We start from the raw sequence: 14,739 nt of genomic DNA, 5'->3' as shown, positions 1-14,739 counted from the left end.
CGGGGTTGGAAGAACGGGCAAGGTCAGGTGACGTCAGTCCCGCAGCGGGTCGAAGTCGGGGCCGAAGTCGTCGTCCTCGTCTTCGAAGCGGGGCCGCTTCGGCGGTGCCGCAGGCGGCGTCGGCCCGGCAGCCGGGGGCGCGGGCGGCGGCTTCGGGGTTTCCTCGTCGGCCGGGAGTTGCCACTTCGACGAGGTTTCCGGCTGCTCTGGCTCCTGGTCCTCGGGCTGCTCGGGGAACCGCTCGCGCAGGTTGTCCAACATCATCGAGCGCGTCTGCGGGTCCTCGTCCCCGAGATGCGCGGACATCGTCTCGCCGACCCGGCTCGCGATGTCGGACTGCGCACGGTGCATCGTGGACAGGATTTGCGCGGCGAGCTCGGACGGCGCCATCGTGCGGACCTTGTCGGTGAACTCCAGGTCCGTGACGCTGCCGTCGGCGCGGACCGTCACCTTGATGCGGCCGTCCGGGCTCGCCGCGGTCAGCCGCAACTGCTCGGTCTCCGCCTGCATTTCCTGGTAGCGCCGGGCCTTGTCGGCAAAACCCTGCGCCCACTCCTGGATCCGCTGCTCGGCCTCGTCGGGGTCGGCCCCGATCGCAGCGAACCCACCCCGGCTCTCGCCCGGCATCGCACAACCTCCAAAAAGCTTCTACTCCGCGATCTGCCTGCTGCCCTGGAACGGCGCCGAAGGCACCTCACCACGGCTTAACCCCATGGGTTCCGCTGCCTGACGCTGCACGGGCTCAACCGGATTCGAACGACCTACGGTATGTCGCGAACGGCTCGACCTGCTCCGCCTGGCGATACGACGCCGGCTCACCCTGCTCGGCCGGGGTATACGACGCCGTGTACGACGCCGGCTCACCCCGCTCAGCCGGGGCGTGCGACGCCGTGTACGACGCCGGCTCACCCCGCTCAGCCGGGGCGTGCGACGCCGTGTACGACGCCGGCTCACCCCGCTCAGCCGGGGTATACGACGCCGTGTACGACGCCGGCTCACCCCGCTCAGCCGGGGTATACGACGCCGTGTACGACGCCGGCTCACCCCGCTCAGCCGGGGTATACGACGCCGTGTACGACGCCGGCTCACCCCGCTCAGCCGGGGTATACGACGCCGTGTACGACGCCGGCTCACCCCGCTCAGCCGGGGTATACGACGCCGTGTACGACGCCGGCTCACCCCGCTCCATCGGGCGGTAGGACGCCGCCGCCGGCTCACCGTGCTCCATCGGGCGATAGGCCGCCGTTGACTCCACAGGCGACGACGCGCGGCTGAACCCCGTGGTCTCACCAACCGGCTCGCGCAGCGCGACTGCCGATTCCTTCACCCGGACGGCCTCGTCGAACTGCGAGAAGTTGTCCGCACCCGCTTCGTCGGTTTCCTGGTACGCCTTGGACGTCTGGCGCACGTTGTCCGCCGTGACGCTGATGCCTTCCTTCGCGGCCTTCAACGCGTCCATGCCCTCCTGCTCCATCGGGTTGATGATGGGCGGCAGGAACGAGCACAGGAGTCCGTACGCTTCGTCGGACATGCTCACGGCCTCGGCAGCCGAGATCGCGGTGTCCATTCGGTCGGTCAAGCCATCCAGGTGTCCGGCGTGCGCGGTCAGATCCTCGGCGACGACCTCGAACGTCATGGCGCTTCCCCTCGGTACTTCAGTCCAGCTTGGACAGGACTTCGGCCAGTCGGCGCTCGATGCGCCGGTTGTCGGCCGGGCTGATGCTGAGCCAGGAATCCTGGCTGACCATCAGGTAACGGCCCTGGGGCGTGTCGAACCAGGTGACCAGCGTCGACGCCCGCGCCGACCGGTGCGTGACGCCGAACTGCCCACCGGCGCAGCGGGTGTTCGCCAGCTCGGCCAGCCTCGCGGCGTCCTGCGCGGACAGACCGGCCCTGGCCAGCGCTGTCTCGTCGTCGTAGTCCCCGCCGAACGGGTCGTCCTCGTCCTCTTCGAGCGCGCTGGTCAGCTGCTCCCCGCGCAGGGACAGTGACCGCATCGGTCCGGGTTCGGCGGGCGGCAGCACGCTCACGGCCGACATCGCCAACGAGGTCGGGCGGATCTCAGTCAACCACAGCTCGTTCGCGACCAGCTGCGCGAGCACGCCGGTGCGCCCAGCGACGGCGGCCAGTGCCTGCACCGGGCCCCCGATGTGGCCCATCACGTCGACCGAGGTGTCGTTCTCGCCGAGCAACCGCAGCAGATCCGCCAGCCGCGGGTCGAGTTGGTCGCCCGTCGCGTACCCGCGGCCGGACAGCGACCGGAACGCATCGGCGGCGAGCTCGGCGCGCTCCTCCATCGTCGCGCCGAGGCTCGGCACCTCCAGCGGGAACGGGACGCGGCCCAGCCCGAGCGCGCCGTGGACGAGGTCGAATTCGGCGGCGGACAACACGAAGTCCGGCGCTGTTGTCGCGGTCATCGCTGGTCCTGCTGCTTCTTCCGCTTGCCCTCGCCGATCACCGGCGGCGGCAGGTCGGCGCCAGGCACCTCGACCACCGGGCCGCCCTCGACGTACTTGCTGGTGCGTTCCTTCTCCTGGCCTTCGTTCTGGCCGCGCCGGCCGCCCATAGACCCCATCCCGGGGGCGCCCGCATTGCCGGACTGACCGGGCATGGCTGAGGCTCCGCGACCGCCGAACCCGCCGTCGGGACCGCGGCCGGTGCCCGACCCGCCGCCGGAGCCCACGCCCGACGTTCCGCCCGGGCCCACACCGGAACCGCCGCCCGCACCCGGCAGGCCGACCGGTCCGCCGCGAAAGCCCGGGCCACCGCCGGGGCCGGAACCGCCGCCGGGGCCCGTGCCAGGCGTGACGGGTCCGCCCGGGCCGCCACCGGTGCCGGGGATCGGCGGGGTCGGCCCGCGCCACCCGCCGCGCGGATCGCCGGGTCCGGGGTTCACGCGCGGCCCGGTCGGGTAGGGGCCGTCCGGCCCCTGGAACGGCCGCGGCTGGTACTGCCGATCGTCGCCGAGCGGAGGCAGGTTGCCCTGCGGGTGGACGCCGTTAATGCCCTGGGGAGTCGTGGAGTTGGGCGGGTAGTCCCCGAGGGGCGGAATTGGCGGAATGGCCGGTGGCCGCAACGACTGCGTCGGGCCATCGAACGATGCGGGGCCGCCCAGCGGCGGGGCCGGGAAGGACGTCGTCGGCGCATCCATCGGCCCGGTACCGCTGGGGTTCGGCGGCTGGAACGGCGTCGGGTCGAGCGGCACGTTCGCGGTCAGGCGCTGGGTTGCCAAGACGTCGCCCGGCGGCGGCTCGACCGGCACCGTCGCGGTCAGGCGCTGGGTTGCCACGACGTCGCCCGGCGCCGAGTTCGGGAGGGTCGAGTCCGGCGCTTCCGGAGCCCTCCCCACGTTCTTGGGCTCCAACTTGGCGCGCTCGCCCAGGATCTGCTTCGTCCGGTGCACCGGCTCGTCGTTCCCGATCGGGTCCGGCGGGCGAGTGAACTTCGGGGTGTCGCCGTCGATGTTGCGGGACTGGTCCTCCATCCAGGTCATCACCTGGACCGCCTGCTGGTGGGCGGAGTCGGATCGGTCGCGGTGGGCCTTCAAGTCGACGCAGGCCTGCTTGAAGGCCTCCAAGTTGCCGGTGCTGTAGGTCACGAACGCCACCGCGTTGAGCTCCTCGCCGCCCCCGACCGGCTCGGGCATCTCGGCCCTGGCGGTTTCCATGATCCGCCCCTGCACCGCGATCCGCTCCGCCAGCGCGCCCGCGGTCGTGCCCGCGTCGTGGTTCCAGTCGGCCAGCTGCTGGATCGCCGACCGCGCCGCGTCGGCGGCCTCGCCCTCCCAGCCCGCTTCGGTGGCCCGCAGCCGCTCACCCATGCTCGTAGCGGATTCGGCCAGCTCGCGGCTCAGCCGGTTCCACTCATCGGCCAGCTGGCCGACGCGACCGGGATCGTTGCCGGCGTGCACCGCCTCGTAGAGCTCGCGGTGGCTGCGCGAGGCCCAGTTCTGCGTCTCGGTCAACGCGAAGTCGGCGTCCGGCCCAGTGGTCTTCTGCGTCATATCCGGTCTTCCCCCATCGACTACGGATCGGTGCGCCCGGCCGAAACCGGTCCCATCAAACGAGCTTCCGGAAGGAGTCCGACACGTGCTCCTCGATCTCCCGGTACTCGCGGATCGCGGAGACGACGGCGTCGCGGGCTCCCTCCAGGACCTCCCGGTAGCGCGTGAGCACTGCGTTGAAGGAGTTCTCGTCGCCGTCGGCACGGGTCGCGAACTTCGTCGCCATGGCCTCGCCGACCGGGTTCTGCCCCAACGGCGCGTGCTGGTTGAGCGAAGCGGACCTGGCCAACCAGTCGTCCACTGCGGACAACTGATCCTCCAGCGCGGCGCGGATCTCCGCACCCGCCGCCGGATCCAGGCGCAAACCTTGCGATTTCACCGCCCGGCGCAAGTGCCTGACGCCGGAGACGGACCGAACGAGCGCAAGCTTTGCCGGTTCTTCGACGTCTTCGCTCATGAATCCCCCAGATAAGACATCACCTGACTATGATCGCACACACTGTCAACGCCGGACCAACGCCAGACCAACGCGCGCGTTGGCCGGTGCACTCGCCGACGAACGACTCGATCGGGAGCGGATGTCTTCTCCGAGAACCCGACCAAAACTGCAGATTCGCTTGCTGGGCCCGGTTGAATTGCTGCGGTCGGACGGCAGGACGGCGGCCATCGGTGCCGCCAAACGGCGCAATGTCCTTGCCGCACTGGCAATCGGCCTCAATCGTGTCGTCTCCGTTGACCGGCTGATGGACATCGCCTGGAACGGCGATCCACCGCCCACGGCCAGGGCCTCGCTGCAAGGCCACATCGTCCAGCTGCGCAAGGACCTCGGCAACGGCCTGAAACTCGTCACCCGTTTCCCCGGCGACCTGCTGCTCGCGCCCCGCTCGCTGCTCGACGTGACGCGGTTCGAGGACCTGATCGCGGACGCCAGGGACGCGTCCGACGAGGAGGCCGTCGACCTGTTGCGCGCCGCGCTGGCCCTGCGCCGCGGCCCTGCCCTGGCCGACGTCGAGGCGGAGGGCCTGCGTCGCGACGCCTCGGACCGGCTGGACGAGTCGGTGGTCACCGCGGTGCACGAGCTGGCCCGGCGGCTGAACCGGCTCGGTCGCGCCGTCGAGGCGATCGACCAGCTCCGGGAGGCCGTCGCGATGCGGCCGCTGCGCGAGCCCCTGGTGGAGCTGCTGGTGCTGAGCCTGCACCAGGCCGGTCGGCAGGTTGGGAACCCCGGGCACATCCGCGGGAACTCGATCGCGTAACAACAGAAGACCCCCGCAGCTGGTGGCGGATTCCAGGGGTCACATTGCAACCCAAGGCTGCGGGGGCCTTCTGGGTCGTGTCAGGCCCGGGTGTGCCGCACGGCTTCCGCGACGGCTCGGCCGAAGGCGAGCATGCCCTTTGCGTTCGGGTGCAGCGGGGCCGCCACCGAGGTCGGGATGACGCCCTCGTAGTACTTGTCCGCCGGGGCGGCGCAGACGTCGTGGCCCGCGCTGACCGGGCCGAGGTCGACGAACTCCGCGCCGTGCGCCGCCGCCCGCGAACCGAGCATCGCGCTCAGCTTGTCCACACTGGACTGGATGTAGTCCGCGTCGCGCCCCCACATCGGTTCCTTCGGGTAGCAGCCGCCCGGCCGGAGGTAGGTGCCGTAGCCGACGACCACGATCTCGGCGTTCGCGGCCCGGTGGCGGATCTGCGCGAGCGCATCGTTGAAGCGCGTTTCGAGCGCGTCGATCCGCTCCGCCAGTTCGTCCCGGCCGCCTGCGGTGAACTCGTCAGCGCACGACGATCCGGCCGGTTCCGGCAGCAGGTTGATGCAGGAGACCGCCGCTTGCACCAGGCCGACGTCGTTGCCGCCGATGGTGACGGTCACCAGGTCGGTCTGGTCGCTGAGCGCTCCGTACTGCGGCGGCATGATCCCGTGCTGCCGCCCGTAGAAGTCCGCGATCTTCGCGCCCGAGCAGGAGACGTCGGTCAGCTTGGCGCCGAGCAGTCGAGCCGCCACCTGCGGGTAGTTCTCCCTGGAGCGGAAGCAGAGCAGGTTCGGGTCCGGGTGCGGCGTGAGCGGCCCGGCGGCCGCCGAATCGCCCATCGCGACGTACTCGAACTCGTCGGCCGCGTGAGCCGTGGGCGCGAGCACCGCCGCAGTCGCGACGAGGGCGGAACCGAGCAGGGCGAGACGACCGGGCTGGGATCCCACAGGACCTCCTGCGTGAGCTGGAGCATTGGCCAGCTTGATCTAGCACGCGAAAGCCCTCGCGGCGCGCGAATTCACCCGACCGTCGAGCGACAAGGAGCCGATCGGATCAGCCGAACTCACCCGAATCCCGCGCATTGGCGCAATTTCAATGGAAATCGAAGGTCCGATTTCCATTGAAATTGCGGCCAACGTGCCGGGGAGGGGGACTACAGCTCTCGGTGGAGGGCTCTGGTGATGCCCGCTGCGACCGTGGTCGCGAGGATCCAGCCCGAGGCGATCAGGACCACCATGATCCACTGCGAATTGCCGTGGGCCTGCCACATCACGTCGTGGCCGAGGTTGATGATCGGCAACAGCTGGTCCACTGTGTACAGGAGGGGACTCCACACCGGGTGGTCCTCCTCGTTGATCGGCTCCAGCTTGTGGAACTCGAACCAGGTGGTGCCCGCCGCGGTCAGCAGCACCAACCAGATCAGGGCGCGCAGCGGGCGGTAGCCGTAGCTGACCGTGATCAGCTGCAGCGCGCTCCACAACCGCACCGGTAACCGGAACGCCGGGCGGGTCGCCGCCGCGATCGCCTGGTAGCGGCGCTTCTGCTTCTCGATCAGCACCTCCACCGCATGTTCCTCGTTGCCGTTGCCGCGGAACACCCGCGCCAGCTGGTCGTACGGCCCCGGCTGGTAGCGGCCTCCGGAGTTGGCGCGCAGCCAGCCGAGCCGCTCCCGCACCGCGGCCCGGTCGGTCGGCTCGATGGTGGTGGTGAAGTTGTCGTACGCGAAGTCCTCGACGTCGACGCCGCCGGATGCCGCCCACAGCTGCGAGTTGTCCGCGAGCAGCTCGCACTGTGCCTGCCGCAGCATGATCCGGCCCTGCGGCGCGGTCTCCGGAAGCAGCGTGAGTTCCTGGACGACCAGGCCGAAGGCGTTGATCGCGTTGCGGCTGGAGCCGTCGCCGAGGCGGCAGCCGTGGAAGTTCGCCTGCCGCCCGATCTCGGCGCGCCGCAGCTGCACCTCGCCTTCGGCGACGAACGGCCTGCTGCCCGCCGCGCACACCAGGTCCCGCGCGATGTTGGCCGCGCGAAGGTCCACAGAGGACTTATAGGCCATCCGGTGGCGGTGCCACGCGGGCTTGGTCAGGTGTGCCGAGCGCAGGTCGACGTTGGCGCCGATCTGGGCGCCCTGCAGTTGGATCGAGCCGACGACGTCGGACTCCCGGCAGTCCATGTTGCTGCCGACCACGATCCGGCTGGCCTGCAGCACATCGGTGCGCGGGCCGTGCAGCTTCGCCCGGTTCAGCTGGAAGCTGCCGTGCACCCGGACGTCGATCATCCGCACCTGGCCGTGCAGGTCGACCCGCGACGCCTCCAGGTTGCCGAGGATCTCGGTGCCGTCGATGTGCACCGCGCGCAGCGGCTGCTCGACCGAGGCCTTCGCCGAGCGCGACCAGCTCAGGTCGATGTGCGCGCCGGACATCCGCAGGTCGCCGCCGACCTTCGCGCTCACCATCCGGATCGTGCCGCCGCTGCGGAAGCCCTGGTCGATCTGCACGTCGCCGCGGATGTCGCCGCGGTCGACGACCAGCGTGCTGGTCGGATCGTCGTACTGGGACTCGCCGCGGCGCGGGGGAGCGACGCCCGGCTCCAGCACCGCATCGCGCAACCGCAGGTCGCCGGCGATGTGCGCGCTGGGCAGGAACAGGATCCCGGCGACGGTGAACGGCCGGCGGGTGAGCGGGTCGACGTCGCAGCGCAGGCTGCCGCCGATCTGGATCCCGTTCGCGTTCAGCGCGTAGCGGCCCCGGTTGCGCAGCGACCCGCCGGAGAAGTTCAGGTTGCCGCCGACCTTCGCACCGGGGATGCGGATCTCGCCGGATGTCTGCAGCCGCAACCCGAGCAGCGCGCCGTTGACCGTCAGGCGGTCGCCGTAGACGGCGCGGCCACCGGGGTTGCGCAGCTCGCTGTCGTTGAGCAGCAGGGAACCGCCGAGCTGGGCATCGGCGAGGTCGACGATGCCGCCGACGCTCGTGCAGTTGCGCAGCACGGTGTCGTTGCTCGTGTTGAGGTTGCGGGCGTCGATGCCGGGGAACCGGCAGTGCCAGAGCACCAGGCCGGCGATGTTGGCCTGCCGCAGGTCGGGGGCCTGCTCGAACCGGCAGCGGACGAACTCCAGCAGGTACGGCAGGTCGGTGGCGCGCAGGTCCAGGTGGCCGGTGATCACCGCGTCCTCGATCGCGATGACCTGCTGCTGGCCGCCGCTGCGCCGGGCGAACGGCCGCCAGCTCGGCTCCTCCAAGGACTCGACCAGGCGGCGGGCGAGGTATTCGCCGCGGATCTCCTGGTCCTGGAGGTGCCACGGGGCGTGCACGTCCAGCGGCGGAGCGGCGTCCTGGGGCGCGCGATCCGCTCTGCCCTGTCGGAGCAGATCCTCGAACCGCTGCTCCGCAGCGGTGAGCGGACCGTTGTTGTCCCACGGCTTGACGACCGGCACCCTCGCCCCCGAACTTGTCCCGACGTGTCGATCACACGAAACGTAGCTGATCGACTACCTGTGGGATTAGCCCGTTTGGAAATCGATTTGGTCTTCCGCGCCCGACGCGGCCCACCCGCGCCGCGCAGAACGGGCCCGGAAACGGGTCCCACAGAGCCCGGGCGTTCGGCCTCGACGTCTGTTTGCGACATCCGGCGCAGCGCACCGGGATGGCCTAGTGCCGGTTCCACGTGAAACCCCCGGCGATCCGCCCTGGTTCGGGCGGTGCCGGGGGCTCGCAGCAGTGCGGTTCCGCCGGATCACTCCGGGGTCGGATGGGCGTGGGTCGGGTAGAGGACGCGGGCCAGGAAGGTGCGGGTGCGCTCCTCCTTCGGCGCGCCGATGACCTCGGCTGGCGGCCCCTGCTCGACGATCCCGCCGCCGTCCATGAACAGCACCCGGTCGGCCACCTCGCGGGCGAACTGCATCTCGTGGGTGACCACGAGCATCGTCATGCCCTCGTCGGCGAGCTCCCGCATCACGCCGAGCACGTCGCCGACCAGTTCCGGGTCCAGCGCCGAGGTCGGCTCGTCGAACAGCATCACCTTCGGGTTCATCGACAGCGCCCGCGCGATCGCGACCCGCTGCTGCTGACCACCGGAGAGCTGGGCCGGCATGGCGTCGGCCTTCTCCAAGAGCCCGACGCGGGCCAGGTTCTCCCGCGCGATCTTCTCCGCCGCCACCTTGTTCCGGCCCAGCACCTTCCGCTGCGCCACGGTCAGGTTGTCCAGCACGTGCAGGTGCGAGAACAGGTTGAACTGCTGGAACACCATGCCGACGTGTCGGCGGGCGCCGTCGAGGTCGGTGTCCGGGTCGGTGAGGTCGGTGCCGTCCACCACGACCTTGCCCGCGCTCGGCTCCTCCAGCAGGTTCACGCAGCGCAGCAGGGTGGACTTGCCGGACCCGGACGGGCCGATGATGCACACCACCTCGCCGCGCTCGACCTGCAGGTCGATGCCGCGCAGCACCTCCAGCGAGCCGAACGACTTGCCCAACCCAGAGATGTCGATCATCACGTCGCTCATGCCGTGGCCCCCTTGGTCCGCACCCCGCCGTACTTGCGCTCCAGCAGGACAGAAACGCGGGAGAGCGGGATCGTGATGATCAGATAACACAGGCCCGCCACCAGCAGCGGTGTCAGCGACGCGTACTCGTTCAGCGCCGCCCGGCCGAACTTGGCCAGCTCGTACTGGTCGCTGGCCAGGCCGAGCAGGTAGATCAGCGACGAGTCCTTGGTGAGCAGGATCAGCTCGTTGGTCAGCGGCGGCAGGATGATCCGGAACGCCTGCGGCATCACCACCGTGATCATGGTGCGGGTCTGCGACATGCCCAGCGAGCGCGCCGCCTCGATCTGGCCGCGGGGCACCGCCTGCACGCCCGCCCGGATGGTCTCGGCCATGTAGGCCGCGCCGACCAGGCCGAGCGCGAGCATCGCGGTGGAGTAGATGTCGAACCGCAGCTGAAAGGCGATCGGCACGCCGAAGCCCAGCGCGATGAACACCAGCAGCGCGGGCAGGCCGCGGAACAGCTCGATGTAGCCGGTGGCGATCCACCGGTACGGCCCGACCGGCGACATCTTCATCAGCGCCAGCAGGATGCCCAGCCCCAGGCCGAAACCGAAGCCAAGCGCGGTGTAGATGATGGTGTTCACCAGCGCCGTGGTGATCACGCCCGGGAACTGCGCGACCGCGACGTCGACGTTGAAGAACGCGCGCGCGATGGAACCCCAGTCGGCGACCGCGGCCGCGACCACGATGACCACGATCAGCACGGCGTACTGAATGCCGCGGTTCAGCCGCGCCCGCTGTCGTCGGCCCAGCCCCGACTTGGGCCGCTCGGTATCCGTTGTCATGAAGTCTCCTGATCAGTGTTCGGGGCCGGCGGTGGAGCACCCGCCGGCCCCGCTGCTGGCGGGCCGGATCGCGGTCGGCGATCCGGCCGCGCGGATCGGTAGTTCGGCGCGGCCGACCGCGGTCGCGGTCAAGGCGATGCCTGCTGCGGCCTGCAATCGACCGCCCGCCATCACTGCGGCTTCTTGCCGAACCACTTCTCGTAGATCTTGTCGTACTCGCCGTTGTCCTTGAGCTTCTTCAGCGCCGCGTTGACCCGCTCCTTCAGCGCCGTGTTGCCCTTGGCCATGCCGATGCCGTACTGGTCCCCGGTGGTGAACTCGGTGGTGATCTCCACTTCGGGGTTGTTCTTGACGAAGTCGGCCAGCACGCTGTTGTCGTTGACGGCCGCGTCGACCTGGCCGGTCTGCACCGCGGTCACCGACAGCGGCAGGTCCTCGAACTGCACGACGTCGTAGCCGTTGGCCGCCTTGTTGTCGTTGGCGTACTGCTCACCGGTGGTGGACAGCTGGACGCCGAGCTTCTTGCCCCGCAGGTCGGCGAGGCTGCGGATGTTCGCGTCCTTCTTGACCAGCAGCGCCTGGGTGGCCTCGAAGTACGGGTCGGAGAAGTCGAAGTTCTGCTGGCGGGTCGGCGTGATACTCATGGCCGCGGCCGCGACGTCGCAGCGCCGGGTGTTGAGGTCCTCGCCGGACTGGATACCCTCGAACGGGGTGTCGACGATGTCCTGCTTCAGGCCCATGTCCTTGGCGATCGCGTCGACGAGGTCGACGTCGAAGCCGACGATCTTGCCCTGGTCGTGGAACTGGAAGGGCTTGTAGTCCATGTGCGTGCAGGTCGTGAGCAATCCGGGCTTGATCACCTCCACGCCGCCGTCGGCCGTGCCACCCCCACCGGTGGTGGATTCGGCACAGCCCGCCGCCGCGGCGGTGGCCAGGGCGAGAACGGGCAGCAGAGCCAACGCTCGTAGTGTTCTGCGACGCGCCACGATGTCACTCCTAGTAGGTGAGAACGCGAGTGTTCGAATGGTGCCACTCGTCCGGGCGTAATCCCAATGCTGAATATTGCGAACCCATCAAGTTTTCGCCCGAGGCCCAGCCGCGATCCGGCCCACGATCGGAAAACTGCAAGCCGAGCATCGGGAACGCGAAAGGAATTCCGCCGAACCTCCCCTGTTCGTGCGGGTTGTCGCCCGCGGTTGCCGAGTGGCACTCAGTTTCATGTGGCATGTGCGACTGGTCAACAGGGAGCCACCGACAGCTCCGGAGGACGTTCCGTGCCCCCTCCAGACGATCACTGCTCGTACACGAAACGTGATCCAGACGGGTGGATTTGTCGACAAGTCGCCACTACGCCATCCGGCGGTGGAGCGGATATTCGCCGGTTAGGAGACTTCGAAACGCGGGAGCGGTTGTTCCGGCAGTACCGGAACAACCGCTCCCGACGGCAACAGTGCTGGTCAGCCAGGCGGCGGTGGCGGAGCCCCGCAGTGGATGATCGGCTGCGGGTTGTAGACCGTGTGCTGGGTCTCGGTGCGCACCTGCCCGGTGGACAGGTCCTTGATGGTCCGGGTGTCGTTCACCGAGAAGCCCGGCGTGCCCTTGCTCGGGCTGCACGGCTCGCCCGGCGGCACGACCTTCTCCTGCGGCTCCGTGGGATTGGTCCGTTCGCCGGTCTGCGAGGTCACGTCGAACTGCTTGGTGCCCCACAGCGTCACCGTGATCGACGACGCCGTCCAGCGGGTGGTGATCACGATGCCGCTCTTGGCGACGTTCTTGAACTTGACGTCGATGATGCTCGCGCCGCTGGGGCTCTGGAACACGGTGGCCTCGCGGCCCGCCGGGTAGCGGCTGATGTAGTAGCTGTGCGCCTTGTGCTCGACGTTCTGCATGCCCGCGAAGTACGAGGCGTTGTAGAGGGTCGTGGCGAACTGCGAGATGCCGCCGCCGACGGCCCGGCCCGGCCGGCCGTTCTCGATGATCCCGGACTCGACGTAGCCCTGCGGGATCCCGCGCGGCCCGGTGTGCCCGTTGAGGCTGAACGTCTCGCCCGGCTTGATGATCGCGCCGTTGACCTGCTCGGCGACCCGCCGGATGTTCACACCCGACGCGGCCTCGAACCCGTTGGTGGTGAACTCGCTGACCACCTCGCGGATGCCCATCTGGTTGGCCTGGTCGGTGGTGAACTTGGCCGGCTCGTGCACGTAGATCGCCTGCACGGTTCGGTCCTGCGGGCGGCGGAGCACCTCGTCGATCCGCTCGAAGCTCTTGTTCCAGTCGACGCCGATGCCGTCGGTGGACGGCCGGACCACGGGGGCGCCGCCCTCCAGGACGATCTCGGCGTCCTTGCTGGGCTTGATCGTGTCCGCCAGCTGCGGCTCGACGCCGCCGATCGCGGTTGGCAGGTCCACGCTGGACTTCAGCCCACCGGCGCCGTCCGGTTCGAACCGCAGCGAGGCGCCGATCGTCTCCGGCGAGAGGGTCGCGTTCTTGCCCTCGCCGCGCACCGTCACCGGCGCGGCCACCGCCGGCTGCGCGACCTCGGTCAGCGCCCGCTGCACGCCTTCGCGGGTCGTGCTCACCGGCTGCTCGGTGTACGGCAGCTGCACTGCGCCGCCCTCGGCCCAGCGGGCGAGCACCTCGTCGGTGGCCGCCTGCATGTCGATGGCCTGGCCGGTGACCGGGTCGACCGCGACCGGCTTGGCGCCCTCGAACCGGATGGTGCCCTCGGCGGGCGCCCGGTCCAGCTGCGGCCGGACCTGCTCCAGTGCCTGCACCAGCTGCTCGCGGTCGCCGTGGCTGACCGGGGCGACCTCGTGCGTGGTGAACAGCGAGGCGATCCGGGTGAACGGGTTCAGCGGCTGGCTGCCCGCCTGCTGAACGGTCGCCGTCCAGTCCATCTGCAACCCGACCTGCTCCGGGTTGATCTTGGTGGCGCGGTCGCCGACCCGCAGCTCGACGGGCTCGTTCAGGCCGGGGCCGAGCTTCTCGCGCAGCTGCGTCTCGGCGGCGGCCTCGTCCAGTCCGCCGATGTCGACGCCGGCCACCACCGTGCCACGCGGCACGGTGCCGCTGGTCAAAGCCAGGTCGCCGACGTAGAGCAGCGCCAACGCGCCGACCGCGGCGCCGGCGGCGATACCGGCCCGGATCAGGCCGCGCCGCTTCTTGTCGGCCTCAGGGGGCTCCGGGTCGGAGGGCAGGGCGCCGCTCCAGCCGCTGGGTTCGGCAGGGACCCGCGGGATCGCTTGGGTCTCGCCGATGGGGAAGGCGGAGAAGTCCGCGGGCAGCGCCGCGATCTGGACGGTGCGCTCGGCGTCGGACTCCGGTTCCGGCTTCGGGAGTTCGGGCTTCTGGCCGTTGGTCGGCAGGTTGGGCCGAGTGCCCGCTTCCAGGTCGGCCTGCACCACGGGGATCCGGGTGGTCTGCTCGACGCTGCTCTCCGGCTGGGCTCCGCCGGCGGGGCACTCGGGCTCGGTGCGGAACCGCTCGGTCGACGGCTCCGCACCGCTTGGCTGATCGTGGTTCTCCGGCACCGCTTCCCCTTCTCGTGTCGGTCCTGCGGTGGGGCACGTGGAACTGTCAGCGGCCGGTGGGGCACCGACCCAGCGGCGAACACCCTCGCACGCACAGCGGAACGACCGGTAGGCCGGGCCCGCTGCCCGACTCGGGCACGCCGGTCTACAGGTACAGCCCGGTGCCCTGTTCGGTGCGCTCGCTGGCCACGGCGTGCAGGTCCCGCTCCCGCATCACGAGGTACGCCTGGCCCTGGACCTCGAACTCGAACTGCTCGTCTGGGTTGAACAGCACCTGGTCGCCGACCTTCACCGTGCGCACATGACTGCCCACACCGAAGACCTCGCCCCACAGCAGCCGCTTGGCCACCTGGGCGGTCGCCGGAATCACGATGCCGCCGCTGCTGCGGCGTTCCCCGGATTCTGGAGAGATGCGCACCATGACCCGGTCGTGCAGCATCTGGATTTCGAGCTTGGCATCGGTCACCCGAAAAGTTTACTTGCCGCCGCCGGGTGACCAACCAGCCAGGGCCGGTCCGGTGCGCGGCTTTCCCGGCGCGCCACGGCGAAACCCCCCGAGGGCCCACCGGTTTCCGCTGCTCAGGGCCCGTGAGCATTTTTCGGGGCGATGGCACCCAAAACCACTCACGGGCATC

General features: G+C 69.9%; 14 protein-coding genes. 1 reads left to right on the top strand and 13 read right to left on the bottom strand.

Going from position 1 to position 14,739, the window contains the following annotated elements; genetic code table 11:
• Positions 1–33: 33 nt before the first annotated feature.
• From DL519_RS30685 to DL519_RS30665, 5 genes are all read right to left on the bottom strand, one after another.
• Positions 34–627 (bottom strand): YbaB/EbfC family nucleoid-associated protein, encoded by a 594-nt coding sequence (locus tag DL519_RS30685; protein WP_190819969.1) that lies wholly within the window; start codon positions 625–627, stop codon positions 34–36.
• A gap of 115 nt (positions 628–742) precedes the next feature.
• The gene (locus DL519_RS30680) at positions 743–1,636 is read right to left on the bottom strand and encodes a type VII secretion target (RefSeq protein WP_190819967.1); all 894 of its coding nucleotides are present in this window, start codon (positions 1,634–1,636) and stop codon (positions 743–745) included.
• A gap of 19 nt (positions 1,637–1,655) precedes the next feature.
• Positions 1,656–2,417, bottom strand: a complete 762-nt coding sequence (locus tag DL519_RS30675; protein ID WP_190819965.1) for an ESX secretion-associated protein EspG — start codon at positions 2,415–2,417, stop codon at positions 1,656–1,658.
• Positions 2,414–4,003 (bottom strand): PPE domain-containing protein, encoded by a 1,590-nt coding sequence (locus DL519_RS30670; protein ID WP_223839750.1) that lies wholly within the window; start codon positions 4,001–4,003, stop codon positions 2,414–2,416. The genes DL519_RS30675 and DL519_RS30670 overlap by 4 nt, the downstream gene beginning before the upstream one ends.
• A gap of 55 nt (positions 4,004–4,058) precedes the next feature.
• Positions 4,059–4,460 (bottom strand): hypothetical protein, encoded by a 402-nt coding sequence (locus DL519_RS30665; RefSeq protein ID WP_190819963.1) that lies wholly within the window; start codon positions 4,458–4,460, stop codon positions 4,059–4,061.
• Between the two features lie 160 nt (positions 4,461–4,620).
• Here DL519_RS30665 and DL519_RS30660 point away from each other — a divergent pair, with 160 nt between their 5' ends.
• A complete protein-coding gene (locus tag DL519_RS30660; protein WP_223839748.1) occupies positions 4,621–5,259 on the top strand; it encodes an AfsR/SARP family transcriptional regulator in 639 nt (212 codons plus the stop codon).
• Between the two features lie 80 nt (positions 5,260–5,339).
• Here the strand turns inward: DL519_RS30660 and DL519_RS30655 are convergent, their stop codons facing one another.
• The 8 genes from DL519_RS30655 to DL519_RS30620 all read right to left on the bottom strand — a co-directional run bounded on the left by DL519_RS30655 (position 5,340) and on the right by DL519_RS30620 (position 14,570).
• Positions 5,340–6,197, bottom strand: coding sequence for an SGNH/GDSL hydrolase family protein (locus DL519_RS30655; protein ID WP_223839747.1), 858 nt, complete (start codon positions 6,195–6,197; stop codon positions 5,340–5,342).
• 206 nt (positions 6,198–6,403) lie between these two features.
• Positions 6,404–8,683, bottom strand: a complete 2,280-nt coding sequence (locus tag DL519_RS30650) for an oxidoreductase (RefSeq protein ID WP_190819961.1) — start codon at positions 8,681–8,683, stop codon at positions 6,404–6,406.
• Positions 8,684–8,982: 299 nt separating this feature from the next.
• Positions 8,983–9,747: an amino acid ABC transporter ATP-binding protein gene (locus DL519_RS30645; protein ID WP_317891401.1), complete on the bottom strand. Its 765-nt coding sequence runs from the start codon at positions 9,745–9,747 to the stop codon at positions 8,983–8,985.
• Complete coding sequence (locus DL519_RS30640) at positions 9,744–10,574, bottom strand: amino acid ABC transporter permease (protein ID WP_190819959.1); 831 nt, start codon at positions 10,572–10,574, stop codon at positions 9,744–9,746. Before DL519_RS30640 ends, DL519_RS30645 begins: the two co-directional genes overlap by 4 nt.
• 12 nt (positions 10,575–10,586) lie before the next feature.
• Complete coding sequence (locus DL519_RS30635) at positions 10,587–10,745, bottom strand: hypothetical protein (protein WP_190819957.1); 159 nt, start codon at positions 10,743–10,745, stop codon at positions 10,587–10,589.
• On the bottom strand, positions 10,745–11,560 hold the full coding sequence (locus tag DL519_RS30630) for a basic amino acid ABC transporter substrate-binding protein (RefSeq protein ID WP_223839746.1): 816 nt from the start codon (positions 11,558–11,560) through the stop codon (positions 10,745–10,747). Before DL519_RS30630 ends, DL519_RS30635 begins: the two co-directional genes overlap by 1 nt.
• A 471-nt stretch (positions 11,561–12,031) precedes the next feature.
• The gene (locus tag DL519_RS30625; protein ID WP_190819955.1) at positions 12,032–14,104 is read right to left on the bottom strand and encodes a VanW family protein; all 2,073 of its coding nucleotides are present in this window, start codon (positions 14,102–14,104) and stop codon (positions 12,032–12,034) included.
• Positions 14,105–14,249: 145 nt separating this feature from the next.
• Complete coding sequence (locus DL519_RS30620; RefSeq protein ID WP_010313054.1) at positions 14,250–14,570, bottom strand: GroES family chaperonin; 321 nt, start codon at positions 14,568–14,570, stop codon at positions 14,250–14,252.
• Between the last annotated feature and the right edge of the window lie 169 nt (positions 14,571–14,739).

Origin of the sequence: Saccharopolyspora pogona, from assembly GCF_014697215.1 — a bacterium.
Taxonomy (GTDB): domain Bacteria; phylum Actinomycetota; class Actinomycetes; order Mycobacteriales; family Pseudonocardiaceae; genus Saccharopolyspora; species Saccharopolyspora hattusasensis.
This window is presented reverse-complemented; position numbering and strand designations above follow the sequence as displayed.